Origin of the sequence: Mycobacterium sp. JS623, assembly GCF_000328565.1 — a bacterium.
Lineage (GTDB): Bacteria > Actinomycetota > Actinomycetes > Mycobacteriales > Mycobacteriaceae > Mycobacterium.
The window spans coordinates 6,056,946-6,080,794 of sequence record NC_019966.1 but is presented as its reverse complement, the minus strand read 5'-3'; the positions used below and the strand labels follow the sequence as shown (position 1 = coordinate 6,080,794).

The following is a 23,849-nucleotide window of genomic DNA, read 5'->3' as shown; positions in this document are numbered from 1 at the left end:
TGAGGCACGCGATTGACGTGTTCCCCTTGGAGGGAGGTTCGATCCGCCATGACGACGACAATCGCCCCGTCAATGTGCACGCCCGGCCCGGCAGCTTCTGCTCAACCAGAAGGGTCGTAGCGCCGCCTCCTGACGAAATCGTCGAGGTCTTCCGACTGGACAAACGAGCGCCGACCGATCTTGACGAGCGACAGTTCCCCGTCCTTGACCAACGCGTAGAACGTGGTGGGGCTGATGCCGCCCAGCTGATGTCGGACTTCCTTAACCGGCAAGAGGTGCCGCATATGTTTCTTGTTGCACCATGGGCATAGGAGAAAATCGTCCTGGGGTATCTCGGGTAGTTCACCCGCGCGTGACGGCGCCGGAGTTGGGCGCTCCTGTTCGAGAGCTGCTGCGCGGACGGCCTCGTTGACGACGTCGCGGATGGCTTGGGCGAGCCGGTCGGCGGCGTCGCTCATCGCTGGGCGGTTCGGCGCTTGCGCTTGACGCCAGCCGCCTCCAGGGTCTGGTAGATCGCTCCAGCGACATGGCGTCCCCAATCCTGGGGCCGACGGAGGTTCTCGCCGCACGCGCATTCGACGGGGTAGCGCACCAGGCCGTGCTGCTGGATGACGTCGGCCATGGCGCCCTCGGCGGCGACCGCGGCCCAGTCGATATCTTTCGCCGTGCTCCTGAATATCAGTGAGATCCGGTTGATCTGATCCTGGCTGAGCGGCGGGGCCTTTGCGACCAGCTCTTTGACTTGGTCGGCGTGGCGGTAGCGCCCGCAAATGGCACACCACTCGCTGCCGCGGGGAAATCGGTGGTCGCAGTTGGGGTTTCCTTCGTCAACCATGCGAATCATCCTTTCGGGTCATCGTTTGCGCCGAGGCCGGTCGACATCCTGGACAAACTCCGTGCATTCACATGACCAGCACTTAAACCTGGGGTTGGGCGGGTCGACGCCGGGTCCGTAAGTGGTCCTCATCCCGTGAGCGCCATCGCCGTGCCCGCACTTGCAGAACAGTGTCTGTCGCCTCGGCTTGCGCTCAATGGCGTTCTTGACACTGGCCGACTCCTCAACCCCTTTAACCGCGATTGACCGATCCGGGACGTGCGGGCCCTCGCGTTTGCGGGGTTTAGCGGACGGATCGTTCCAGTGAAAGCTGATGGGCCGCATAAGCTTTTCGTCGATCTCATCGAGGTCGACGCGCAGCATTCGATGGCTACGGCCTATGGAATAGCCCGTTAACTCTCCGTCGGCAATGAGCCGACGCACGGTGCGGTCACTGATCTTCAGGTATTCAGCGGCCTCGGCGATGCTGATGTACCGGCGGCTCACCGCTTGCGCCGCCGCGTCTGTGCCGATTTCAATGCCATCCGCTGCATGTGAGCCTTCATCGCCCAGTCGACACGCTTGGCGCGCTCCTGCGGAGTGAGCTCGCCGTCCGGATCGACCTCCCGCTCAAGCTTCGCGTAGAAGCCCTCGCGCGCTGGCCTGGTGGCCATGTAGCGGTCTTCGGTGTTGGCCCACCGGGTATACGCACCGATTCGGCCGCGCAGGCTGCGCTCCGATGCACTCGGCCCCGCGTCACGGGCTCGCCTCTCCAGCTCCGCGCGACGGGCACAGTCCCAGTGGGCATCCCAGATGTTCCCGTCCTCGTCGACGTGCGCCACCCCCTGGGCCACTTTCCTTCCGCAGTGGCGGCAGTGCGCCTCCGGGCGCCAGGCGTCGTGGGTCATTACGTTCCCCAATAACTCACACGGCCGAGTTCCAATAGGGACTCGCGATCAACGCGGATGCTCCTCTCGCCGACACGGCGAGCCTTGAGCTTGCCGTGGGCGATCATCCTCCGGATCGTCTTCGGATCCAGCTGGTAGTACTCGGCCGCCTGCTTGATGGTCACCCATCGCGGCAGTTCATGATCGCTCACCTTGACCGTCCCCTCGCGGAGCGTCTCCTCAGAAGTTCAGTTTGTCGCGGTCGTATGGGCAGTACGCCAAGACGGAGTCGACCACCAGATCAGCTGTCTGCTGGTGTGTTAGCCACTGGTGAAACGTCTGGGACATTCGGTCGAGCACATCCGGCACATACCCCCCACCGCTCGGGCCGAGATCGATGGTGTGGCAGATGCTGTGACCCTCCTGGACCAGTGGGTGCGGGAACTCTCGGATCCCGTCATTAGCCAGTTTCTGTAGGAAAACTTCGTCATCCGTATCCGCACTCGCCGTCGCTGCCAGGATCAGGGAGAAAGAGACTGAGGCGACTGCAGGGATGCTCGCCCTCATGACAACTTGCTCGCGTTCTGCTCACAGAAGTCGGCCACGGCGAACCCGACGAGCGCATTGATTTGTAGCTGGCTGAGGTTCGACCAGTTGCGCTTGATACCCGCATCCACGACATCGTGGCTGTGGTCATTGAGGGCAAGGCAGATGCCATGGCCCAGCCCAACCTCATCTCGGCCGTTGGTCATCCCGAGCGTCTGCGGCAGGATGCCCTGTCCGGCAAGCTGCTCCAGGTACTGGGCCTCAGCCTGGGTGAAGATCCCAGTGTCTGCTCGTGCGGCCGGTGCCAGGATGAGGGGTGCGGTCAGGGCCACTAGGACGGTGACGAGTTTCGTCCGTTTACCTAGGTGCTTGGGGACGTCGATCACTTGATCCCCAACTTGTCGTCGCAGTCGAGCAGGGCGAGCGTGAGTGGCGGATCCCCACCTGCGTTGTGAATCATCTGAGCCTGTGGGTCGGTCCGTACCTTGATCTCCCACTCCTGCTGATCGGCTGTGATGCATCGCTGCAGCTTTTGGTCTTGCGAGTTGTACCAAAACGTCCAACATGTGACACCGATGACGATCATCACACCGGTGATCATTGCTGCCTTCAGGTTCATCCTTCGTTGTCTCCCAACGCTACTGGCAATCGTGTGAACCGAGACCAGCCACTTCTGTCAGCCAGCTAAGATCCTTGCAATCGTAAGGATCATTACGCATGGGCACAATACGCATGCGTACAGCGCACTCTGGCCGTTCTCGCCTGGGCCGTATGTGGTTGGGCATCATGCCGGACGACCGATCCAAGCCCGCTTTGAACGACACCACTCGCGTCTTCGGCGAACGCGTACGCGATCGTCGACTGGCACTTGGCCTCAGTCAGGAAGCCGCCGCGGTCCGGTGCGGCATTCATTGGACCCAGCTCGGCAAGGTGGAGCGAGGACAGCGAAGCTTGCGGCTGGAGACAATCGTCAAGATTGCCGAAGGCTTGGACGTCGATGCAGGGAAGCTGGTCAGTAAGCTCCCCCTACCGCCAGGCTAAGCCGGTTCGATCGAGTACATACGTTCACTGCGGCCAACTTCACACCCGGCGAGAAGGGGGAACAACCGCGGCCTCCTGAGATCGTTACTTTTCAAGTGTGGCGCGCCTACGACGAAGGCCGCTACTGTCCTCTAAAGTGCCGAGGCAACGGCGGCTGAGAACCTCTTGGCTGCAGGAGGAGTGCCGTGAGCTATCCGGAAGGGCCTGCTGACCTAGTGATACGTGCGATGAGAACGCTCGGCGCTTGTCAGTTCCGGCCGGTACATTTACCGGACGGGGGCAAATGCCACCAACGGCCGCTGAGGGCTCGTCATGTGATGGGTGCCGGCCAAATTGCGAAGGGATCGTAATGACGAGGTTCGTGAGTCTCTCAGCTGATTCAAGCACTGCACTCATCCTCGATGATTCCGGTCAGTCGCAGGGTGTCGATGAGGCGCTCAATAGCCTTGGAATACAGCATGTTGTGTATCGAAAGCCCGGATACATCGACGGTGCGCCCTGCCTTATTCGCGAGTCGCGTGGCCACGTCGAGAAGTTTCTTGGCAGGGAACAAATTGCCGCGTTCTTGAGCCGTATGGCCACTAGTTCCGAATGATCCGTGCGTCCCGTGCACAGAACGAATATCGCCTTGTCGTTGTTACGGGAACAAGTGGGCTTGGTTTAGACAACGCAGGTCGGCGGCTCGCAGAGAGCCTCGGAAGCGACTGGTCGCATTTCGCGTTCGAGAGCTATCTCCTCGCGGCGGAATCAGATGTGCTCGGGCTCGATACCACGAACAACAAAACTCTGATTGAATTTCTTCTCGGTAGTGAACCACTATTAGAAGCAGTGTGGTCCAGGGCTTTCCAGACAGTCGACTCCATCCTTGTGGATTCTCTCAAGCAAAAAAACGTCGTACTTACCATGCATACATCGTGGTGGGCGCCCGGGAGTACGACTATCACGCCATGCGTCAACTACAAGCTTGTCGCGAACGCACGCTGGGTGCCAGACGTGGTCGTCAACCTCATTGACGACATCTATGACATTTACTATCGCCTGAGCGGTGTCGGACAGATTTTCTACCCATACGATGCCCTCGCACTTTCCGATGAAATTCGGACATTGCAAAGGCTGCTTGACTGGCGCCTAGTGGAGTTCCGTAGTACGAAGGCTCTAGCCACGGCTGTATCAGGGGATACGCGCTGTCCCGTCTATCTTGTGTCTGTCAAACACCCATTGGCCACCCTAGTGAAGTTGATTGAGGGCGATCACCGTTGTGTTTATCTCTCACACCCAATCAGTGAGGTGCGGCGCAAAGGAGTAGCGCCGGAGGATGCGACATTAAACGCCGTACAACGAGTCTCGTCGTTGTTACGTCGCGAGTTTGTACTCTTCGAACCCACGACGATCGACGAGTATCGTTTCAGGATCGAAGATGAGGCAGACGACGATGTGCCGGCGAGCCCGAGTCGTGCGAGCCTGACAAGGAGGTGGCCAGCTCTCCTGGACCTGGATGGCTCAGATGAGCAATGCGTTACACCCACTCCCGAGGCCTTTCGAATGTTGTCAATCGAGACCGGTGTCGAGGGGGTTCGAAACGTATCCCTTGTAAAGGAATTGGTTCGTAAGATTGACGAGCAGATTAATTGGCGCGACCGCCAGTTGGTGATTCAATCTGAGTCGCTCGCCGTCATCACACCCTTCTCGAAACTAGACGGCACTGTATCGGGCGGTGTACGCGAGGAGGTAGATTTGCACGCTAAGCTATGTGGGTACAAAGAATTGCCTAGTGTTGTGGCTGTTCAGGGACGATTCAGTGGCGTGATCTATCATCCTAAAGATGATGAGCGCAATCGCGGGCTTAAAGCAATTGCTGCGGTTCTTATCGATAATCTTGAACGGATCCCACCTGCAGGGAGCACCCTGGTGCTCGATGATGTTCTAAGCACTGCTGAGATGCTGGCAGAGACCCTCGCATTTGCGACAGTCACCGACTTGAAAAGGTACGCAGACTCCAATGACCTCACGAGTCAGACGGTTACAGCCCTAGAAGACATCTGTGGGATCCGCGTAAGAGTGCCGAACAGCATGCCGAGGCCAGATGCGCAGAATCTGAGTTACCCGAAGTGGTTGGGGATCCAACAGGTTAACGAGCGAAAATTCAGTAGGAAGTTGGTTCAAGCCTTCTTGGGCTACGGAGACGAATTTAACCTCCAGTACGAACTGGAGCGGCGAACGCCTTGGGCCGAGGAAAACGAGGAGCACTTTCAGGTCATCCAGGACCCGATGCAGCCGGACGAACTGGCAAATGCGTTGACTGAGACGCTCATCGGCATAGCTGGCAGCACCTAGTCAGTCCATATGGGTGACTAGCCAACCCCGTGGACACTTTCTTCCTTGGGTTGGACTTGTCCTCCATCGAAGAAACCCGAGTTACTAATCCTGCGAACTTCATTTACTGATTGTGTGTGTCTCGAAAACGATCCTCGCTTTCGAAATGGCCAAAGACATCTGCCGACATACGATGCTGAGGGTTTTGGAGGCAACCGGGGAACGGGGTGTCGTGAACGGAGCGAGGCCAGGCGCAATTGTTCCGCCGCAGTGAGGGGACGCGATTGATGGACGACGTTCGTGGCAAGCAGCCACACGACTACTTCGACAGCGCGCCCAACTGGACCGACACGCTGCCCGACTACCGAAGGCTGGCCCGCGAGATCGGACAAGAGATCGCCGCCACCAGGCCGCCGAATGTCCTGACGCACAATGGTCGCGCGTTCTGGAAGCTCACCGAGGCCGACAGTGGAAAACTGGCCTGGCTCGCATTCACCCGGCCTGATGCGCGGTCGGCACTCGCCCGGCGCAAAGTCTGGACTCTCATCCCGCACCTGCAGGAATTCATGGCGAACTGGTTCGTGAGCGTCGACCACGAGCTCACCGCTCAGAACCAGTGGATACACACAAACATCGACGTTTATGAGGCACGCGAACTGGCACTACTGGTGCCGCAGCCGAACGTCGAGGACATCAAGCGGATCACCCGGCCCGAAGCGGTGCTGACCCTCGACGACATCGACCGGCACAAAGTGACGACCGTGCTGGGCAAGGGAACTGCACAAGCGATGAGGACTCGACGATGACTCACCCGAACAAACAGGGATTCTGGGAGTGGGCGTACGGCGACCTGCTGTCTAACACCACCCGCGGCGTGCTGGCCGAGTACATCGTGGCTACAGCACTCGGCATTCACGACACGAAGCGCGTGGAATGGGACCGGTACGACCTTGTCATCGGTGATATCGGTGTCGAGGTGAAGTCGGCTGCCTACGTGCAGACGTGGAAGCAAACCCAGCTATCAAAGATCGTGTTCGGCATCCGCCCCGCAACGGGCTGGGACGCCCGCACCGATACCTTTGCGGAGAGTGCGGGGCGAAGCGCCGACGTGTACGTCTTCTGTCTGCTCGAAACTACGGACCCTGGTGCCATCAACCCGCTCGACGTCGCACAATGGACCTTCTATGTGCTGCCCACCAACAAACTCCCGGAGCAGAACACGATTCGGCTCGCGCCGCTGATAGCCAAACTCGGTCCGCGTAAGTGTGCCTACGACGAACTCAAGTCCGCCATTCACGGGGCAGCAGCGGAGAATCGCGGCGCCGAAAAGCGTCGTCCGCCGTCGCATCGACGCCCATAGAGACGGGGTCCCGCCGTTGCGGGCGCGGCGTGACTCGGCCGGAAGGCGCAAAATGCCGCTATCCCCGTGTCTCGAAAACGATCGCTTGTTGAGACTGAGATATCGCTTCTGTCGGGACGAACGCTTCCAGGCTCAACGACTCGATCAGGTGTCTTGAAAACCTGTCTCACAACCTCTAGTATCGAAACCCGGAGTTCGACGGGATTATGAGACACGGGAGTAGCAGTTGGCAGTCATCGGATACGCACGGGTTTCGACGACCGATCAAAACCCCCAGCTTCAGCTGGACGCGCTTGAGCAAGCCGGAGCGACGCGAATTTTCACCGACCATGGCGCGAGCGGCTCGACCGCGTCCCGACCCCATCTCGATGCCTGCCTCGACCACCTCCGCGAAGGTGACGTGCTCACCGTATGGAAGCTGGACCGGCTCGGACGCAACACCCAACACGTTCTCGCCGTCGTCGAGCAACTCACCTCTCGCGGGATCGGGTTCCGCAGCCTCACCGAAGGTCTGCACACCGAGGGACCGATGGGTACGGCGATGTTGACGATCATGGCGGCCTTCGCCCAACTCGAACGCGACACCATGATCGAGCGGACCCGCGCCGGGCTGGCCGCTGCCGCCGCCAACGGACGTAAGGGCGGGCGCCCACGCAAGGTCGACGACGCCGATGCCGCCAAGGCCCGTCAGCTTCGGGAGAAGGGCATCGCGGCTGCTGACATCGCAAAGATGCTGGGGGTCTCCCGCGCCACCGTGTACCGCTACCTCGCCGACGATGCGGCGGCGTGAGCGCCGGTCTGGAGTCTTAATCCGGTTCCGCCGGAGAAGGTGAGGTCCTGACGGTGCCATACACCAACATCGACAACCACGGCCGAGGACACCGAGGCCGGGGGCGTTCAGGGCTGTGCACTCACCCAGTCCAAGACTCCTGAGCCAAGGGCGCACCGTTTAGTTGATCGCGGCGCGCGCGCCAGTCGGGCAAGTACTTGTCCATCAACGCAACAAAGTGCTCGTTGTGGGTGCGTTCGTGGAAGTGGGCGAGTTCGTGGACGACGAGGTATTCGAGGCACAGCGGGTTCTTCTTGGCCAGTTCCGGGTTGACCCAGATGGTGCGTGAGGCCGTCTGGCAGGTGCCCCACTTGGTCTTCATCCGGCGCACGACTACCTTCTCGACGTCCACACCGATGATCGGCAGCCACTTGTCCAGCAGCAGCGCCACTGCCGCTTTGAGCTGCCGCCGGTACCACCGATCGAGAATGCCGCTGCGCGCGTCGATGTCGGAGCCGGCTGGTGCTGTCAGCCAGAGGGTTCTGCCCTGCATCGACACGTTCGAGCGCCCCACGCGCGAGGCGTCGAGGCGGTAGCGCTCACCCCACACGTAGTGCGTCTCACCGGACACCATCTTGCGCTCAGTCTGCCGCTGGGCGTCCAGTAGGCGCCGGCGCTGCTTCTTGATCCACGGCAGCCGCTCCACGACCGCGAGGCGTATCGCGTCCTCGCTGAGGCGCTCCGGTGCGGCCACCCGCACGCGCCCCATCGGTGGGTAGACCGAGATGTGCAGGTTCTTGATGTCCTTGTAGACGACATCCACCCCAAGACCGCCCACGGTGAGGTAGGCATTAGCGAAACTCATCGTGCTCCTTGAGCAAGCTGATGAGCGCCGAAAGCCGGTCGGAGTCGACGTCTTCGGGCAGCACCTTGCGCAGCGCGTGAGACAGTTCGCGTTGCTTGAACTTGTTGCCGGTCCAGTCGTGGCTCTTCTCGCCTTGAATCGTGTCGTAGACAACCTGGACATTCACGCCGTCGGACCAGCCGAAGTCAACCAGTGCGCGCTGGGCGACGGTGGTGACCCAGCCCGGGTATTTGGTATCCGACTCCTTGGTGCCGATTTTGGCGGCCAGCGCCATCACCTCAGCCAGATACTGCTTGTAGTCGATTGCGTCCTGGCGGCGTTGTTCGATGAGAGCGTCGAGTAGCTCGCTCATCTTGTCGTAGTACTTGGGGTTCATCGCGTGCTCGTCGATGATCGTCTTGCGCACGTTGTTGACGATTGTCTCGGCGGCGGCCTGCGAATTGTTGCGGATTCCTGGCGGCATTGTGCCGAGGGCATTTTTACCGTGTTCGGCGATCAGCTCCACCAGGCCCTTGTTGAAGGTGGCGACGTTCTCGACGGGATCGGCCTGAATGTAGGTGTCGAGCAGCGCGCGCATGCCAGCCTCGAACTGCTTCAGGTCGATGTTTTCGCCGGCGCCGAGTTCGACTTCGTCGCGCGCGGCAACGTAGCGAGCCAATTCCTCCTTGATGGCGTCGGCCTCCGCAAGTGAGTAGCCGGCGCGGTCCATGTCGTTGGCGATCCCGGCGTAGGCGCGGGCGAGAGACGCAACTGCCTTGTAGAACGCGATACGCTTTGATTCGTTGGCCTTGATCTGGCCGGCGTCACCGGGGACGTCCGACACGAAGTAGTGCTGGTATTCCAACGTGCCCTTGGGCGCCTTGACCGGCTCGACCAAGGCGCGGATCTTCTCCAGCGCGTCGTCGAGGTCTTCGCGGGCCTTTCCGATGCGGTCTTCGAGGAGCCCCTCGATGTCCTTCTTCTCATACCCTTCGAATGCTTCGGTGGTGTAGTCGGTGTAGGCCGCGTGCAGTGACTTGAACAGATCGCGGTAGTCGACGATGTACCCGTAGGTCTTGTCGTCGCCGTCGAGCCGGTTCACCCGGCAAATGGCTTGAAACAGGCCGTGATCGCGCATCTTCTTGTCGACGTAGAGGTACGTCGCGCTCGGGGCGTCGAAGCCGGTCAGCAGTTTGTCCACGACGATCAGCAACCGCATTTGGCCGGGCTCTTCGATGAAACGGCGCTTGACGTCCTTCTCAAACTCCTCGATCCGCAGCACGGCCTTGTCGGCGGGTTCGTCGAAGTAGTCGGCCAGCATCTGACGGTAAATCTCATACTGGCGCAACTTCTCGGTCGCGCCCTCGCCGGAATCCTCCTTGGCGACGTCGCCAGGATTGGGTACGTAGCTGGTGACGATGGCGCACTTGCCCGTGAAGCCGGCAGCCACGAACATCTCGTAGAACTTGCACGCCTGGTAGATGCTGTCGCCGACGAGCATGGCGTTACCGCGCCCGCTTACCAGACGTGGTTCGCGCGCAAAGTCCAGCAGTACGTCCTGCACGATCATCTCGGCGCGGGACTTGGCAGACACCACCTTCTGCATGGTGCCCCACCGCTTCTTGAGCCGGGCCTTGCTGAGGTCGGTCAGTCCCTTCGTCTTGGTCTCGAACCATTCGTCGACCTTGGCGCCACCCTTGAGCTCCTGGTCGATGTCGCGCGCTTCGTAGCGCAGATCGAGCACCACACCGTCGCGCACGGCCTCGTCGAACTTGTAGGTGTGGATGAAGCTACCGAAGGTTTCGATGCTGGTCGCCGCGTCAGCCTTGAGCAGTGGTGTGCCGGTGAAGCCGATGAACATCGCCCCCGGCAGCAGCGCCTTCATGGCGCGGTGCATCGCACCCGACTGGGTGCGGTGCGCCTCGTCGACAAAGACGAAAAGATTGCCCTTAGCCGCAAAGTTCTTGGGAAGCTTCGCATTCAGTTCGGCGATGAAGTCGCCGCCAGCCTCGTCACGCTCCGCGTCGTCATCGCCGCTACGGAACTTGTGCACCAGTGAGCAGATCAGCCACGGATCGTGTTTGTCGATCGTGCCGATCAAATCAGCGCCGCTCATGGTCCGGTAGATCTCTTCGTTGACGCCGCCAAAGACGCCCTCGATCTGCACATCGAGTTCGGTGCGATCAGTGATGATCAACACCCGCGCCTGGTCCTGGTGCTCACGAATCCACTTGGCCAACCACACCATTGTCAAGCTCTTGCCCGAGCCCTGGGTGTGCCAGATGATGCCACCCTCGCGTTTGGTGACCCGTTTCTGCGCGGCCTTCACACCGAAATACTGGTTGTGCCGCGCGATCTTCTTAACCCCCGAGTCGAACACCATGAAGTCGTGGATCAACTCCAGAAAGCGCTCCTTGGAACACATTTGCAGCAGCGCACGGTCAAGCGGCTGCGCGACATCAGACGGCTCCTTCCACTCCAGCCAATACTTCTCCGGCGCCTCGATTACCCCGTACCGCAGACCCTCCACGTCGTTGGCGGCAAAAAGCAACTGAACGGTGGAGAAGAACGGCCTGATGAAATGCTGCTGCTGGTTGCCGATGTTCTGCCGTATCCCCTCGGACACACTGACCTTCGAGCGCTTGAACTCGATCACACCCAGTGCCAAGCCATTCACATACAGCACAACATCGGGGCGCTTGGTGTGCTGGCCCTTGATCGACACCTCTTCGGCGATCACGAAGTGATTCGCGTTCGGGTTGCCCCAGTCGATCAGCCGAATCGTCTCGTACTGCTCGGCCACCCCACGCTTCACCTTCACGCCATAGCGCAGCTGATCGTAGACGGCACGGTTGGCCTCGTACAGGCTGCGTGCACCACCAACGCCAGCGGCCTTATGCAGCTCGTTGATCGCCCTCGTTATAACGACGTCGTCGTAGTCGCGCGCCAGCAGGTTCTCGCGAAGGATTGTCTCCTCGATGTTCGAGTTACCAACGCGCTCTGCCCAGTTGCCGGCGTGCCCGTAGCCCAGATGATCCTGAAACAGCCTGACAGCCCGGCGCTGTGTCGCGCGCTCTAGCTGGCCGACGGTACTCACGACACGGTCTCCAAGGCGGGCAGGCGGGTGCGACCGGTAAGAAGCTGCTGCATCAGGCCGCTCTTCATGCTCCGTGCTTTTGTAAGGCGAGCGCGCAGCGTATCGATCTCGGCGTCGGCACTAATAACCGCATCAGCAATTGCTCGCTGTTCAGCCACATCCGGCAAAGCAACCACGAAACCATTGAGGCTGCCGTTGGTTATCTGGTTGATGGTGGCGCCAAGATGTTCATCAATCTGACGCTTGAAGTCATTCGACTGAAAGAAGTACTGCAGGAACGGATTCGAGCGAGACCGGTAGACCGCCATGAATGCTCCGAAGGTCTGCCCGGCGACCCGACGATCCAGCAGGACGCTCTTACCAATCAACCGACGGCTTCCGTTTCGAACGCAGATCAGGATGTCGTTTTCGCGTAACCGGATTCGGTCGCGTATGGGGCAGTCGACGTAGACGTTGTCGTCAAACGCGAGCCGTCCGTCTTGGATATTCGATGAACGCAGCACAAGTGTGCCCGCCTGCTTCACGTTCCGAGGGCTATAGGTCAATCCGATCAAACTTTCGCCGATGTCGCCAAGCCGGAATTCAGTCCACTCTCCAGAGAATCCAGGCAGACGTGTCCGACCGGTAAGGAGCTGCTGCATCATGCCCTGCTTAATCGCCTGCTTCTTCGCAATCAGCCGCGTCAGTGTGGCGATCAGATCATCTGAGTCGCCAAGAGCTTCCGCGATGGCATCTTGTTCGGCGCGCGGGGGCAGAGCAATTGGATACTTTGCTGCCAGTGCCGTATTGAAGACCTGCTGAGCCCCGCCAACGAGTCCAGCTTGGAGGCGTGATTTTCCCGACGGGGAGTTGAGCACTTGCATCGCAAACTCGGCACTAAGCAGTTTAGGATCAGGCCGGACGATTACGAGACTCGCGGCGTTCGCTGGGCCAATTGACTTCGGAACAACCGCCGTAGTTCCTGGATAGCCGACACGAACCATGACAAGATCACCCGGCTGCAGAGAAGACTTTGCCCACTTCTTATGCGTCGCTGAAGAAATGTATCGAAGCTCCTTCAGGTCCAGTCGGCCTGGGAGAACGTTGGTTCCACGCAATAATGGCACACCGCTTTCTGCAAATAGGTGTGACATGGACCCGACAAAACCTACAGTTGTCTTGCTGCTCAGCTCGCCCAATGACGCGACAGTCCAGTCGGCGGGTATTGGACCGACGATCGATTCCTTTAGGCTGCGCTTGGTCACTAGTTGACCCCCATATCGGCGAGATGACCTGCGATCGTGGCTTCAAGCCTCTCTAGTTCGGCATCGAGCGCACCAACCGTCTCTGAGTAACGCTCCCCGAGCTCCTGAATCCGCGCGACGAGGTCAAGCGTGAGCGAATTGACCTCGCCGCCGATCCGACCTCTAACCGCTGCGCACCACTTATCATCGAGCACAAGCGATTTCACAGCGTCCTCGGTGAGATGGCCGTACTCCTTCAGCACGGCGGCATCAAGTTCGGCCTGCGCTTCCTTGACAGCTTTCTTGGCGTCGGTCTCGGCGTCGTAGAGGTCGATCAGGTGCTGGAGCGCCTTGATCTCGTCGGGGTCGGAACCTTCTTTCTTGGCGTCCTTGAGCCGCGCCGCCGCCAGGGCCTTGCTGATCTTGTCGTCGTCCATCGCTGCGGCGAGCAAGCCATCCTCGACCGCGTGCTCCTCCGTGTACTCCTCGACGGCGCGGGCGGCTTCCTCGGCGGCTGCGGTGAGTTCGTCGATGTAGGGCTGGTAGTCGGCAAAGTTGGCCGCGACCATGACGGCGGGCGGGATGAGGTCCATTTTGTACTTGGTGGCGCCGCGCCCAGAGCCGGCAATGAGGTCTGGCACTTCAGTCAGCTTGCGGTCTTTGTCCTCGATCGTCTTGCGAGGTTTGGCAGCACCGACCCAGCCCTCGTTCATGATCAGGAAGACGTCGTCGTGCATGGTCTCGTTCCAGTAGGTCATGAGCTGCTCGTAGACGTCGTACTCATCGAGGAGCGGCACCGATTTGAAACGTGCCAGCAGGTCCTCGCTGATCTCGCTGATCAACTCGCCGGGCTTCGTGTTCTCAGTTATCTTCGCCAACCGCGCGCGGTGCGAACCGAGCCACTCATCGACGTCCGCATCAACCCTGGCGGCGAACTTCTTGAACTTGGCAGAGTCCAGCACGGTCTCCTGGACGCTTGCGACATCGATCGTGAGATCACTGTAGCCAGGCCGGTTCTCGGTGAACAGTGTGCTGCGCAGGGTTGAGAAAGCCTTCCAGTAGTCGTCCAGCGCGTCGAGGTCGCGGTCTGGGATGCCGCCGTGCAGATGAGCGTGTAGGTCCTGGATGTCCTCGGGCTCCGACGAATCGATGTAGCGCGGGATGTTGAGGTTGTAATCGTTATTCGGGTCTGCGATCTCCTTGAGTGGCACCATGCGCGAGTACCGCTCGACCTCGATCTGCTTGGTGAAGCTGTCGACGATCTGGTGCATGTCACGCGGACGCAGGCGGTTCTTATTGCCGTCTTTCATGAAACCCTTGGAGGCATCGATCATGAAGATCCCAGTGCGCGCCTGCGCATTCTCCTTGTCGAGCACGATGATGCACGCCGGAATGCCAGTGCCGTAGAACAGGTTTGCCGGCAGGCCGATGATGCCCTTGATGTAGCCGCGCTTGATCAGCTCCTTACGGATGGTTGCCTCGGTGTGCCCCCGGAACAGCACACCGTGCGGCAGGATGACCGCGCCCTTGCCGGTCGACTTGAGCGACTTGACCATGTGCAGCAGGAAGGCGTAGTCGCCGTTCTTCTCGGGCGGGCGGGCATAGCCGTCGAAACGTCCGTATTCGTTCTCCAGCCCGTTCGTCCACGACTTGACCGAGAAGGGTGGATTGGCGACGAGGAGATCGAAGGAGTCGAGCGTGTCACCCGAACGGAACTTCGGGTCGACGATGGAGTCACCCATCCGGATGTCTGCGGTCACGTTGCCATGCAAGATCATGTTCATCTTCGACAGCGCCCAGGTGGCGTTGTCCTTCTCTTGGCCGTAGATGGTTAGACCGTTCGGCGCCGCGTCAACCACCTTGAGAAGTAAGGAGCCCGAGCCGCAGGTCGGGTCGTAGACCGTGGTGCGCTTCGGCGTGTTCGGCTTGATCCCGATCACTTGCGCCATCACGCGAGAGACCTCAGCCGGCGTGTAGAACTGTCCCTTGCTCTTGCCAGACTCGGTCGCGAAGTGCCGCATCAGGTACTCGTAGGCGTCGCCGAGCAGATCGTCGCCCTCAGCGCGCGAACCGGAGAAATCGAGAGCTTGGAAGATACCGATTAGCTTGGACAGCCGATCCTGCATGGCCTTGCCATCGCCGAGCTTGTTCGGGTCGTCAAAGTCCGCATTGTTGATGACGCCCTGCAAGTCGTTGGCATCGGCCAGCTTGCGGATGGCGACGTTGATCTCCTCGCCGATGTTCGGCTTGCCCTTCAGCTTGACCAGATCGTCGAAGGATCCCCCCGTCGGGACTTCGATCAGACTGGTCGGGTCGGCCTTGGCCTTGTCCGAGACGTACTTCACGAACAGCAGCGTCAGGATGTAGTCCTTGTACTGGCTGGCATCCATCCCGCCGCGTAGCTCGTCGCAGGACTTCCACAGCGAGGAGTACAGATCAGACTTCTTCAAGGCCACAGGGGACTATCTCCTATTGACGGTGCGAACATCACTGCATGCTCGCGGTTTCTGGGCAGGTCTGTCGAGGTGGGGAGCGCACCCGCCCCGCCTAGGAGAGTAGATCGGCGAGGCAGGTACCGGGGCGGATCGCTCGCCGTATCGGTGTCCCGCCAGGTCCTCGATTACGGCCGATGCGTTGACGGGACGGAGCTCGGCGCCGCTGGGACCGCAACTGTCGGCGTCGCGCAAGCGCTACGGAACTTGGGCCGGCGGCAGGCGAAGTAGACACAAGGGTCAGGCTCGCTCGCGGGGGTCAACCCCATCAGCATCGAGGATATCTATGTAACGCGCGAAGGCCCTGTCGACCTCGCTCTTGATCTGGACGAGCGTGCCTTCCTCCATGCGGTAGGTCCGATTTGGATCACCTTTGAAGGAGAGCCAGTTAAAGCTGGTCGTGATCCACTGGTCGTCGAAGATCAGGATTTTGGCGTGGGTGTTCTGTAGGCGGACGATACGCAACTTGTCGTAGCGAGCTGCCAGATTGTTGAGCTTGCGCAGCGCAAAGTCGTCGGATCCGCTGTCATCGGGTCCGTACCCGTGACCGACATGCACTTCAACGCCCGCCCGAAGTCGTCGCTCAAGGGCAGCGAGAAAGTCCGTGTTGACGACCGCGCCTCTTACCCACGGCGCAATGATCAGTAGCCGCTCCGTGGCGCCATTGAGCGCTTTAGCGAGGAGCTGCGGGTGCTCATGCACATCCACACTGCGCACCGCAATGTCCTCGATGCGTTGCGGAATCTCGGTGGATTCGTCGCCGTCTCTGGGCCTCAGCTCGCCGTTGGCTCTGAGGATCTCGACCTGATCGCTGGCAACCCGCTGCTCCTCGAGCTCGGGCGCCAGAGTGGGACGAGACTCCGGGCGCGCTACAGCGATCCCGAGTTTGATGACGGCGTCCGCCGCCGCTAGCTCCAACCCATGAGCGGGCTGCAGGTCTCCGTCGACGCATAGCCCCAGTTCCACCTCACCGGAGTCGGGATCGCCATAGACCAGCAGCTGGGCCGGCATGTAAAGGTGCAGGTTCTGTGACGCGATTTTTCGAACGCGCAGCACCTCTACTTGCCGCGTCCGGTCGTCGCGCGACTCGACCAGCTCGTTGAAGCGCTCCACGGCAAGGTCGTTTAGGTCGACTCGTGAGCTCTTCTTGGCGGGCAAGATCTCAAGGCCGGCCTCCAGGGCGTCCCGCTTCTTGATCAGGTTGGAACGTGCGTAGTTCTGGGCATTCCAGACGAGCCGATCGAACGGCACATTGAGTTGGGTTAAGACGGGTTGTACCGCTGCGGCATTGCGCGCTGCTTCTAGACCCAGCGCTGTGAGGCCAAGCTGTCCACTCCAAGCCTTGGTGAGGTTGTTGGAGCTGATCTGGTCGGCGACGGTGCTGACTACCTGGTCGCGCTGCAGGCCAAGGAGTGCAGCGATCTCATCGATCTCACGAACCCCTGCGTGCACGAACCGCAGAATGAATTCTTCCAGCAAGGGGAGCGGCTTGCGCTCCTGAGCCAGCACATCCACGCGGAGCATCGTGACCGGTAGGGCGGCATCGACCACGCTGATCAGCTGGAGCCCCGGTCGGTGATCGCCGAACCGGCGCCTAAGTATGTCGGCTGACGTAAGACTCATCGCTCGGCTGTCCTCAGTTCGCAGTCGTCCGGATGTGTCTCGACATACGAGAGCACCTTCTTCAGTGCACCGGTCGTGCCTCTGATGAATCCCGCGTCGCCAACGATGGTGAGGCCGAATCGAGCGCGGGAGAGCGCAACGTTGATGCGACGCCAGTAGTCGGGGCCGATGAACCCGAGCTCAGCCTTGGAGTTGCTGCGTGTCACCGAGAAGATGGCGACATCCGACTCACGCCCCTGCACTGCATCGACGCTCATGACCGTGATTGACAGGTGCCGTAGCCGGTTGCCAAGTGGAGCGAGCTGCTGTTTGAGGTCGGCGACTTGCGCGACGTATGGCGCGATGACAAGAACATCCAGCTGCTCGCAGTTCTTCGGCAGGCTGACGACCTGCTTATCGATTGACCCATTTAGCACCACCAGTCGATCGATCACGATGCGAGCCTCGGCACGGTTTGCGAAGCTCTTGCCCTTGCCCTGGGGAGCTGCCTCTCGGCGAGCCTCGCCGTGGGCCGACGTATCGAGCCACAGGACGGGCTTGCCGTAGCCGAGGGCGTAGCCGCCGAGCCCGCCGTCGTTGGGGGAGCGCAACTTCTCGCCGTAGAAGCAGGTCGAGATCATGTCACCGATCGGGCGGATCATCCGGTACTGCTGATTCAGCATGACCTGCGAGTGTTCCGGTAACCGATCCGTCAGTCGTTGGAAGAGCGTCTGTTTGACGTCTTCGGGAAGGAGCTGATTGTCGTTCATCAGGTCTTTGTTCCGCAGCAGGTCTTCGTCGATCGGTGGCAGCTGGTTCGTGTCACCGACGACGACCCAGCGCTTGGCTCGGGAGACCGGCACTAGGGCTTCGGTGAGGGTTGCGCGAGACGCCTCATCGACGATGCACAGGTCAATGTCGAGATGGCGCACTGCGGGATGCCTCAAGTAGCCGACGCAGGTTCCCGCGATCACGCTCGTCTGGTCGAGGAAGGTGTTCGCGAGGCCAGAATCCGAGGCGATCCGCTGCAGCCACTCACCCTGCAACTGGAGCCGGATCAAAAGCTGCTGCGCATCGCTGCTTCCACCGATGAGGGCATCTACAGCATTCATCGCGTCTGCTGCAGTCATGTCTGCCGTCAGGGTCAGGTCGCTGCCAAGCTCCGACTGCGCCTCCGATAGCAGCTCATCGCGGAGGTCAGCCAGCGCGTCAACCTTCTCCTGTACCGATGTCGAGGACGTTGGCTCCGACAGGGAAGTCGCCAACTCCGACCGCCGCTCCCCCTCCTCGTCTGGGCGCGCGGTCTGGATGTGGTCGAGTTGCGCCAGGGTGGCAGACAGCTGCTGGAGCGCCAACGCTGCTCGGAGATGTGATGGCGCCAACCCCGCCTCGGAGGCACGCGCTCCGAGGTGACTCTCAGCGTTCTTGCGCACCGCTCTTGCCCACCGCTTCATCTGAGCATCGAGCAAAAGGTGCCGTACTGATTCATCGACGCGATTCGGGTCAGCGCCTGCGAGCCTGACCATGCTCGCCCGGCCACTGTCAGCAAGCCGCTGCAGGGCATTGTCCACGGCGACGTTCGTCTGCGAAGCGATGAGCACCCGTGCCTGGGCGTCTGCTTGCAGTGTCTGCTCAACGAGCTCAGCGATGAAGCTAGTCTTGCCCGTCCCTGGTGGTCCTTGGACTACGAAGATGTCCGGGGAACCCATCGCTGTCTCGATGGCCTCCCGCTTGCGCTCGTCAAGTTCGCGGTTCCAGCTCACGATCGGAATCGCCTTGGGCTCCGCGTTGCAGCCGGGGTCAAGAAGCAACTGCCTCAGATCTGGGCGAGCTGACTTATCGCGCTGAACGTCGTCGACGGCCTGACGCTGTCGGTTCAGCGCCGCTTCGTCGGGTCCAAGGTGCGGATCGAGTACCGCGCGGTCGGGAAGTCCTTCCCACCGCCTGGCGCTCAGGATCACAACTCGATCGCCCTCGTGATCGATGACTTCGCCCCATCCGAGTTTTCGGTCGGTCGCCAGATCCCGCACACGCCATTCGGTGCCCACCAGGTCGTGGTCCACCGCCGTCTCTAGAGTGAACGTGGCCTCACGACCCCGTGCCTGCCACTTTTTGTAGGGAAGCGGCTTCTTCTCCCCGCGGGCAAGCTCTTCGCGGGCATTCAGAACTCGACGCCAGGTGTCAAATAGTTCGTCGCCGACCCGTTCCTCTCCGACACTTGCGTCCCCATCGCCCTGAGCCTCGTAGAAGGCATCGACTGTGTCGATCAAGGTGGCAATGCCGGTCTTGGCAAGGGCAAGGTTGGCCGGCTGGTTGAACGTCCAGTCGAAGACTTTCGGCATGAGAAGCGCACGCCGTCTGTGATTTTCAAGTCGCTCAAAGTCGAGCTCCGCCGCTTTGATGATCACAGCGCCGCTCTCGTCACACTTCAAGGTGAAGCTCCAGGCCTCGCCGTCGAGGCGGATGCGATCACGCTGGAGTTCGCCCGACTCTTGGCTGTTAAAGAAGGACGCGTAGACGTTCCCCGACAGGTCTGCGTTGGCCTTGCCGATCGCCTCCTGCCGTGCGTCATCACTACGCGCCAGTGCCTTGATGGCCGACTTCGTAAGGCGCAGCCAGACCGGATTTCGCGCAACCTGCTGCTCTGCTTGTCTGCGCTGTTGGATGGCATTTAGGGCGCCCAGGAGGTCGCTGGCGTTCTTCGGTCGGTCATCCGGCTGCGTGGCGATGCACGAGCCCAGCAGGCGCCGGGCTTCAGGAGGAACGGGAATTGTCTCCAATGCCCGTTCGACACCCGCGAGGTCCTTGAGCTGCTCCTTGGTCATGCATTGAATGAGGAGAACGCCCATTGAGTAGACGTCTCGCACATACCGAATATCAGCGTTGAGTTCCGGCGGCGCGTACGGCTTCGAATGCCAGCCTGCGACGGTATGCGAAGTTGTCTGCTCCTCGCCGCGGATCTTCGCGATTCCAAAGTCTGCAAGCAGGGGAACCCCTTCGTCTGAGACTAGGACGTTTTGTGGCTTGATGTCGCGGTGCTCGATCTGCTTCAGGTGGGTGTAGGCAAGGGCATCCACCAGTGGCAGGGCTATCTCGGTAGCCAACCGATCCCATGAGTCCCACGGTCCAGATGCCTTCAACACATCGTCGAGGTTGCGCTCGACCCAATCCAAGACGAGGACATAGGTGTCGGTCTCGTCCATGCCGGACCAGCGGCAGCGCACGATGTTTGGGTGCGAAAGGCTCTTGAGCGTGTTCGCTTCGTTGTTGAAGACTTTCCGGGTCACGTCGTCGGACTGGCCCGACAGGAGCTTGACAGCAACAAACGATTCGTCGCGGTCATCAATCGCCTTGCGGACGATGGAGAAGGTCCCGCTACGGCGCTCGACCTTCAGAAGCATGTAGTGGTCAGCGATAACGTCGGGCACGCTCAAGACCCCCTTTTGTGTCGACGCTGGCTGGCGGGAGTCCTATCGAAACATAGCGGTCCGACACGATTTGAACCCGCCGCGGGTTGCCGTCCCTGGAGGTTGCGATGGCGTTCGACGGACGGGCGCAGAGGTGCGTGCTCCCGATATTTCGATCCGCTTCAAGAGGGTCCGCTCTCCCGTCGCCGTGGCCAGAGCTCCAGCGATTCGCCTGACCCGTACGCACCTCGGCATCTGGTGATCCACCCGTCCTCGATATCCGAGTTCGTGGGTGGAGAACTCACAGCCACCACTGACCACGTTGATGCTGTAGTTAACTAAACTTGAAATACCATTGATGCTATATGGCGTTGATGAAATAATCAGAAGGTGATCGACCTCGCCAGCCTCCGCCGGACGGTTGGCCTCACCCAGGTGGAACTGGCCGAGGCCCTCGGCACTAGCCAGGGACAGATCAGCCGTATGGAGAGGCAGCACGACATGTTGGTCAGCACCCTCGCGGACTATCTCCAGGCGCTAGGTGTTCGTGCCTCGCTCGTTGTCGAGATGGGCGAGCAAACGGTGACGCACGACCTCACAGCCGGGCAAGAGGACAAATGACCACCCAGGCCGAGATCACCCAGAAGAACCACCACCGCGCCGTCCGCTTCTTCTGGGGCCTTCTGCTGGGTGCGACACTTGTGAGTCTCGTCGGCAACGAGGTCCACGCATTGCTGCCGTACATCCCCAAGGTCGTCATCGAGATTGGCGCCGCAGCTGTGCCCCCCATCGTCCTCCTCGCCGCCGTGCACGGCATCGCTCTCGCCGTCCGTGCTGGAGCGTCCGGCAGGGTCTACCGCTGCGCTACCGCGGCAGTTGCAGTCATCGGCATGGGCGCCTTCATGCTCAGCTTCCGCGCGCTCCGTGACCTGCTGATCGAGACGGGCACGCCAGCGGAATGGGCGTGGGTTTTCCCTGCCATCATCGACACCGCGGTCGGAGTGTCCACCCTGATGTTGGTTGCGCTCGGGGACAAACCGGCACGCCGCGCCCGCACCGTAACCTCGTCTACCGGTACACAAACTCCAGCCAAGCAACGGTTGGCGCAACCCCCCACTCAGAATGCAAAAGGCGAGGTCACACCGTTTGCCCCAGCCAGTGCGCGAGCGCAGACCTCTGCATCAGTACAACCTGACCCGGCACAGACAATGGGGGACTCAGCGCAAGTCGAAGTGACAGAGGCCGATGCAGAACGTGCACAGGTTGATGCAAACCTTGCGTCGGAGCTGATTGCATCCGGTGTGACCACACAAGCTGTCGAGACTGTGATCGCGGTTCTTGCGGCACGACGCAACGGCGCGTCGATCAACGCTGCCGCCAAGGGATCTGGGATCAATTACAGGACTGCGCAGCGGATCGTGCAGGCGGCGGCCGAGAACCGACAGCGGGAGCTTGCGGTGGCCAGCTGACTGCTCCGAGCGGAGAATGAAGCCGTGGCAACAACGCGGAAGTGCCGGAGGTAGTGGGCGACAGCCCCGGCTCGATCAGAGCGATGGCCCGTTGCGGCAAGTGCGGGCACTTCGCCAGCGTTCACCACGGCGGTGGGGGAGGACGCCCCGGCGGCTCGTCCTGCGCGGCCCCCGAGTGCGATTGCCCAAAGTTTGTTGAGGGCGCCGACGCCCGCGTTCCGCTGGGCAAGGACAACCTGACGCCTGCTGAAGTGGCACAGCTGACGGGGCTGTCAGTGCACACCCTGAGCTATTGGCGTCAAACCGATCAGGGACCGAAGACGATCAAGGCAGGCACCCGGACGCTGTACCGGCGAAAGGACCTAGAGCAGTGGCTCGCAGGAGTCGACGGACGGACAGAACCCTTGCGCAGTAACAGGAATGCACCGTCAGAATCGACATCGAGAACGACCGGCTGGTATGAGAAGGCGGTAGAGGCTGCAGGCCGGATCGAGCCAGCCCGCGCATCACCCTGGAAGCTTGCGAGCACTTACGCACTGCTATCCATCGCCGAAAGCCTTCTCGCACACCGGCAGAAGAGACCGCCGGGTCCGGCCCCGACGGGATCCGCAGGGCGACAGGATAGCGAACTTCTCACCGTCGCCGACGTAGCCGAGATGACGCGGATCAAGACGAGCACGTTGCGCTACTGGCGCGCCCTGGGAGAGCGCGGCCCTGCGTCGTTCAAGCTTGGCAGGCATGTGATGTACCGCCGTGCGGATGTAGAGAAATGGCTAAACGAGGCGCGATGAGCGCGGCGAGGCAACGCAGGCGCAGCGGGACCTCCCGGACCCGCATTCCTCGCAAACCGACCGGTGGCCGAAGCGCGAGGACCTATGCCACCGCAACTCCTGTCCGATCTCGCGTTGGGTTTGCTGGCGGCCGGACCTGTGGTGAGGATGGTGCGGGGAGCATCCGTCCTTCGCGGCGATCGGCTTGTGGCCACGCCGTGGCCACAATTTGGCCACAGTTACAGTTAACTGAAGTGAACCTCTGTTACGTTTCTTCGCAGCTAGAGCCACTATCGACGCCCTGATCAGGTAGCTGAATAGGGTTCAAATCCCTCCGCCACCGCCATTTCTCTTCGCCGAGACTGCCGGCAGATCGTAACTTCCGTCGAGATCGCGATCTGACCGCAGTTTCGGCGATTTGAAGCCGCTCAGGCGAAGGGCACCCGGTAGTCGGGTGACCATGCGCCGCCGATGCAGCTCATCGTGATGCCGTCGGCTGTCAGCGCTACGCCCTTGTCCTCGCCGCACACGGCGCGGTCGGTGCGAATACCGACCAGCGGCGGCGACGCGATCCATTGGCCCTTGGCACTGCATGCCAGCGTGCCACCCGACGAGTCGAGCGCCAGGTTGTACCGGGTGTTCTGCACGCAGGCGTCACCCAGGGTGGCGCCCCGCTCGATGTACGGCACGCATGCGGGGGCGGTGCCGTCACAGGACACCGGATACGCCGACGCGCTTGTCGCCGTCACCATCGGTGCCACGATGAATCCACAACCCAACGCCAGTGCAGCCATGAGTTTCATGGGCCATAGCGTAGGTCCCTGCGCACACACTGGGTGCGCATTAGGCTCACTACTCATGAAGTCGCTGGCTGTCGCGCTGTTCGTGGGCCTGTTCTCGACCGTCGCGATGGCCCCGCCCGCCAACGCCGACGTGGTGGCCTACCTCGTCAACGTGCATGTGCGCCCCGGATACAACTTCCCCAACGCCGACGCCGCGATCGGCTACGGCAACAGCATCTGCGACCGAGTCGCCGCCAAGATGAGCTACGCGCAACTGGTCGAGGAGGTCAAGGCCGACTTCAACACCTCCGACTACTACCAGGGCGCCTACCTGATCAATCAGGCCGTCAACGAGCTCTGCCCGGCGCAGATCTGGCAACTGCGGCAGTCGGCGGCCGGGTACAAGCTTCCTGCCTGATTCTTCTCACGACAA

The 23,849-nt window shown here is 60.9% G+C and carries 24 protein-coding genes and 1 pseudogene; 9 read left to right on the top strand and 16 right to left on the bottom strand.

Annotation, left to right across the window (positions count from 1 at the left end; genetic code table 11):
- Positions 1–101 precede the first annotated feature (101 nt).
- From MYCSM_RS38530 to MYCSM_RS37405, 8 genes and pseudogenes are all read right to left on the bottom strand, one after another.
- A complete protein-coding gene (locus MYCSM_RS38530; protein WP_015309853.1) occupies positions 102–458 on the bottom strand; it encodes a helix-turn-helix domain-containing protein in 357 nt (118 codons plus the stop codon).
- A complete protein-coding gene (locus tag MYCSM_RS37410) occupies positions 455–835 on the bottom strand; it encodes a hypothetical protein (RefSeq protein WP_015309852.1) in 381 nt (126 codons plus the stop codon). Before MYCSM_RS37410 ends, MYCSM_RS38530 begins: the two co-directional genes overlap by 4 nt.
- Before the next feature lie 333 nt (positions 836–1,168).
- Positions 1,169–1,321 (bottom strand): annotated as a pseudogene (locus MYCSM_RS38525) (helix-turn-helix domain-containing protein); the annotation flags it as partial.
- Positions 1,318–1,722 carry a hypothetical protein gene (locus tag MYCSM_RS36340; protein WP_015309850.1) on the bottom strand — a complete coding sequence of 135 codons (405 nt, stop codon included), beginning with the start codon at positions 1,720–1,722 and terminating at the stop codon, positions 1,318–1,320. The pseudogene MYCSM_RS38525 and the gene MYCSM_RS36340, both read right to left, overlap by 4 nt.
- Positions 1,722–1,913 carry a helix-turn-helix domain-containing protein gene (locus MYCSM_RS29515; RefSeq protein WP_015309849.1) on the bottom strand — a complete coding sequence of 64 codons (192 nt, stop codon included), beginning with the start codon at positions 1,911–1,913 and terminating at the stop codon, positions 1,722–1,724. Before MYCSM_RS29515 ends, MYCSM_RS36340 begins: the two co-directional genes overlap by 1 nt.
- Positions 1,914–1,941: 28 nt before the next feature.
- Complete coding sequence (locus MYCSM_RS29510) at positions 1,942–2,268, bottom strand: DUF732 domain-containing protein (protein ID WP_015309848.1); 327 nt, start codon at positions 2,266–2,268, stop codon at positions 1,942–1,944.
- Complete coding sequence (locus MYCSM_RS29505; protein ID WP_015309847.1) at positions 2,265–2,633, bottom strand: DUF732 domain-containing protein; 369 nt, start codon at positions 2,631–2,633, stop codon at positions 2,265–2,267. Before MYCSM_RS29505 ends, MYCSM_RS29510 begins: the two co-directional genes overlap by 4 nt.
- Complete coding sequence (locus MYCSM_RS37405) at positions 2,630–2,866, bottom strand: hypothetical protein (protein WP_015309846.1); 237 nt, start codon at positions 2,864–2,866, stop codon at positions 2,630–2,632. The genes MYCSM_RS29505 and MYCSM_RS37405 overlap by 4 nt, the downstream gene beginning before the upstream one ends.
- 167 nt (positions 2,867–3,033) lie before the next feature.
- Between MYCSM_RS37405 and MYCSM_RS29495 the strand changes: the two genes are divergently transcribed.
- The gene (locus tag MYCSM_RS29495) at positions 3,034–3,288 is read left to right on the top strand and encodes a helix-turn-helix domain-containing protein (protein WP_041315251.1); all 255 of its coding nucleotides are present in this window, start codon (positions 3,034–3,036) and stop codon (positions 3,286–3,288) included.
- Positions 3,289–3,667: 379 nt separating this feature from the next.
- Here the strand turns inward: MYCSM_RS29495 and MYCSM_RS37400 are convergent, their stop codons facing one another.
- Complete coding sequence (locus MYCSM_RS37400) at positions 3,668–3,814, bottom strand: hypothetical protein (protein WP_157681419.1); 147 nt, start codon at positions 3,812–3,814, stop codon at positions 3,668–3,670.
- A 65-nt stretch (positions 3,815–3,879) separates the two neighbouring features.
- On the opposite strand from MYCSM_RS37400, the gene MYCSM_RS29490 reads away from it, so the two are divergent.
- The 4 genes from MYCSM_RS29490 (at position 3,880) to MYCSM_RS29475 (ending at position 7,751) form a co-directional block, all read left to right on the top strand.
- A complete protein-coding gene (locus tag MYCSM_RS29490) occupies positions 3,880–5,622 on the top strand; it encodes a hypothetical protein (RefSeq protein WP_015309843.1) in 1,743 nt (580 codons plus the stop codon).
- A 266-nt stretch (positions 5,623–5,888) separates the two neighbouring features.
- The gene (locus tag MYCSM_RS29485) at positions 5,889–6,407 is read left to right on the top strand and encodes a hypothetical protein (RefSeq protein WP_015309842.1); all 519 of its coding nucleotides are present in this window, start codon (positions 5,889–5,891) and stop codon (positions 6,405–6,407) included.
- Complete coding sequence (locus MYCSM_RS29480; protein ID WP_015309841.1) at positions 6,404–6,961, top strand: hypothetical protein; 558 nt, start codon at positions 6,404–6,406, stop codon at positions 6,959–6,961. The genes MYCSM_RS29485 and MYCSM_RS29480 overlap by 4 nt, the downstream gene beginning before the upstream one ends.
- 226 nt (positions 6,962–7,187) lie before the next feature.
- A complete protein-coding gene (locus MYCSM_RS29475) occupies positions 7,188–7,751 on the top strand; it encodes a recombinase family protein (RefSeq protein WP_015309840.1) in 564 nt (187 codons plus the stop codon).
- 121 nt (positions 7,752–7,872) lie between these two features.
- Here the strand turns inward: MYCSM_RS29475 and MYCSM_RS29470 are convergent, their stop codons facing one another.
- The 6 genes from MYCSM_RS29470 to MYCSM_RS29445 all read right to left on the bottom strand — a co-directional run bounded on the left by MYCSM_RS29470 (position 7,873) and on the right by MYCSM_RS29445 (position 20,416).
- Positions 7,873–8,595 (bottom strand): M48 family metallopeptidase, encoded by a 723-nt coding sequence (locus MYCSM_RS29470; protein ID WP_015309839.1) that lies wholly within the window; start codon positions 8,593–8,595, stop codon positions 7,873–7,875.
- Positions 8,582–11,671 carry a type I restriction endonuclease subunit R gene (locus MYCSM_RS29465; RefSeq protein ID WP_015309838.1) on the bottom strand — a complete coding sequence of 1,030 codons (3,090 nt, stop codon included), beginning with the start codon at positions 11,669–11,671 and terminating at the stop codon, positions 8,582–8,584. Before MYCSM_RS29465 ends, MYCSM_RS29470 begins: the two co-directional genes overlap by 14 nt.
- Positions 11,668–12,915, bottom strand: a complete 1,248-nt coding sequence (locus MYCSM_RS29460; protein ID WP_015309837.1) for a restriction endonuclease subunit S — start codon at positions 12,913–12,915, stop codon at positions 11,668–11,670. The genes MYCSM_RS29465 and MYCSM_RS29460 overlap by 4 nt, the downstream gene beginning before the upstream one ends.
- Positions 12,915–15,350 (bottom strand): type I restriction-modification system subunit M, encoded by a 2,436-nt coding sequence (locus MYCSM_RS29455; RefSeq protein ID WP_015309836.1) that lies wholly within the window; start codon positions 15,348–15,350, stop codon positions 12,915–12,917. Before MYCSM_RS29455 ends, MYCSM_RS29460 begins: the two co-directional genes overlap by 1 nt.
- Positions 15,351–15,626: 276 nt before the next feature.
- Positions 15,627–16,937, bottom strand: coding sequence for a hypothetical protein (locus tag MYCSM_RS29450; protein ID WP_051073835.1), 1,311 nt, complete (start codon positions 16,935–16,937; stop codon positions 15,627–15,629).
- Between the two features lie 68 nt (positions 16,938–17,005).
- The gene (locus MYCSM_RS29445; RefSeq protein ID WP_015309834.1) at positions 17,006–20,416 is read right to left on the bottom strand and encodes a serine/threonine-protein kinase; all 3,411 of its coding nucleotides are present in this window, start codon (positions 20,414–20,416) and stop codon (positions 17,006–17,008) included.
- Between the two features lie 369 nt (positions 20,417–20,785).
- Between MYCSM_RS29445 and MYCSM_RS29440 the strand changes: the two genes are divergently transcribed.
- From MYCSM_RS29440 to MYCSM_RS29430, 3 genes are read left to right on the top strand one after another with little or no spacing between them, the layout of a single operon-like run.
- Positions 20,786–21,016: a helix-turn-helix domain-containing protein gene (locus tag MYCSM_RS29440; protein WP_051073834.1), complete on the top strand. Its 231-nt coding sequence runs from the start codon at positions 20,786–20,788 to the stop codon at positions 21,014–21,016.
- Positions 21,013–21,864, top strand: a complete 852-nt coding sequence (locus MYCSM_RS29435; RefSeq protein WP_015309833.1) for a DUF2637 domain-containing protein — start codon at positions 21,013–21,015, stop codon at positions 21,862–21,864. The genes MYCSM_RS29440 and MYCSM_RS29435 overlap by 4 nt, the downstream gene beginning before the upstream one ends.
- A 41-nt stretch (positions 21,865–21,905) precedes the next feature.
- Positions 21,906–22,655, top strand: a complete 750-nt coding sequence (locus MYCSM_RS29430; protein ID WP_232425690.1) for a helix-turn-helix transcriptional regulator — start codon at positions 21,906–21,908, stop codon at positions 22,653–22,655.
- Positions 22,656–23,062: 407 nt separating this feature from the next.
- Here the strand turns inward: MYCSM_RS29430 and MYCSM_RS29425 are convergent, their stop codons facing one another.
- A complete protein-coding gene (locus MYCSM_RS29425; RefSeq protein ID WP_015309831.1) occupies positions 23,063–23,437 on the bottom strand; it encodes a hypothetical protein in 375 nt (124 codons plus the stop codon).
- Positions 23,438–23,492: 55 nt separating this feature from the next.
- Between MYCSM_RS29425 and MYCSM_RS29420 the strand changes: the two genes are divergently transcribed.
- Positions 23,493–23,834, top strand: a complete 342-nt coding sequence (locus tag MYCSM_RS29420) for a DUF732 domain-containing protein (protein WP_015309830.1) — start codon at positions 23,493–23,495, stop codon at positions 23,832–23,834.
- Positions 23,835–23,849 lie beyond the last annotated feature (15 nt).

What these genes read in the sequence shown, in the direction of transcription:
- MYCSM_RS38530 (WP_015309853.1), bottom strand. Translation starts at nt 458, where the DNA reads ATGAGCGACGCCGCCGACCGGCTCGCCCAAGCCATCCGCGACGTCGTC.
- MYCSM_RS37410 (WP_015309852.1), bottom strand. Translation starts at nt 835, where the DNA reads ATGGTTGACGAAGGAAACCCCAACTGCGACCACCGATTTCCCCGCGGC.
- MYCSM_RS36340 (WP_015309850.1), bottom strand. Translation starts at nt 1,722, where the DNA reads ATGACCCACGACGCCTGGCGCCCGGAGGCGCACTGCCGCCACTGCGGA.
- MYCSM_RS29510 (WP_015309848.1), bottom strand. Translation starts at nt 2,268, where the DNA reads ATGAGGGCGAGCATCCCTGCAGTCGCCTCAGTCTCTTTCTCCCTGATC.
- MYCSM_RS37405 (WP_015309846.1), bottom strand. Translation starts at nt 2,866, where the DNA reads ATGAACCTGAAGGCAGCAATGATCACCGGTGTGATGATCGTCATCGGT.
- MYCSM_RS29495 (WP_041315251.1), top strand. Translation starts at nt 3,034, where the DNA reads ATGCCGGACGACCGATCCAAGCCCGCTTTGAACGACACCACTCGCGTC.
- MYCSM_RS29490 (WP_015309843.1), top strand. Translation starts at nt 3,880, where the DNA reads ATGATCCGTGCGTCCCGTGCACAGAACGAATATCGCCTTGTCGTTGTT.
- MYCSM_RS29485 (WP_015309842.1), top strand. Translation starts at nt 5,889, where the DNA reads ATGGACGACGTTCGTGGCAAGCAGCCACACGACTACTTCGACAGCGCG.
- MYCSM_RS29480 (WP_015309841.1), top strand. Translation starts at nt 6,404, where the DNA reads ATGACTCACCCGAACAAACAGGGATTCTGGGAGTGGGCGTACGGCGAC.
- MYCSM_RS29470 (WP_015309839.1), bottom strand. Translation starts at nt 8,595, where the DNA reads ATGAGTTTCGCTAATGCCTACCTCACCGTGGGCGGTCTTGGGGTGGAT.
- MYCSM_RS29435 (WP_015309833.1), top strand. Translation starts at nt 21,013, where the DNA reads ATGACCACCCAGGCCGAGATCACCCAGAAGAACCACCACCGCGCCGTC.
- MYCSM_RS29425 (WP_015309831.1), bottom strand. Translation starts at nt 23,437, where the DNA reads ATGAAACTCATGGCTGCACTGGCGTTGGGTTGTGGATTCATCGTGGCA.
- MYCSM_RS29420 (WP_015309830.1), top strand. Translation starts at nt 23,493, where the DNA reads ATGAAGTCGCTGGCTGTCGCGCTGTTCGTGGGCCTGTTCTCGACCGTC.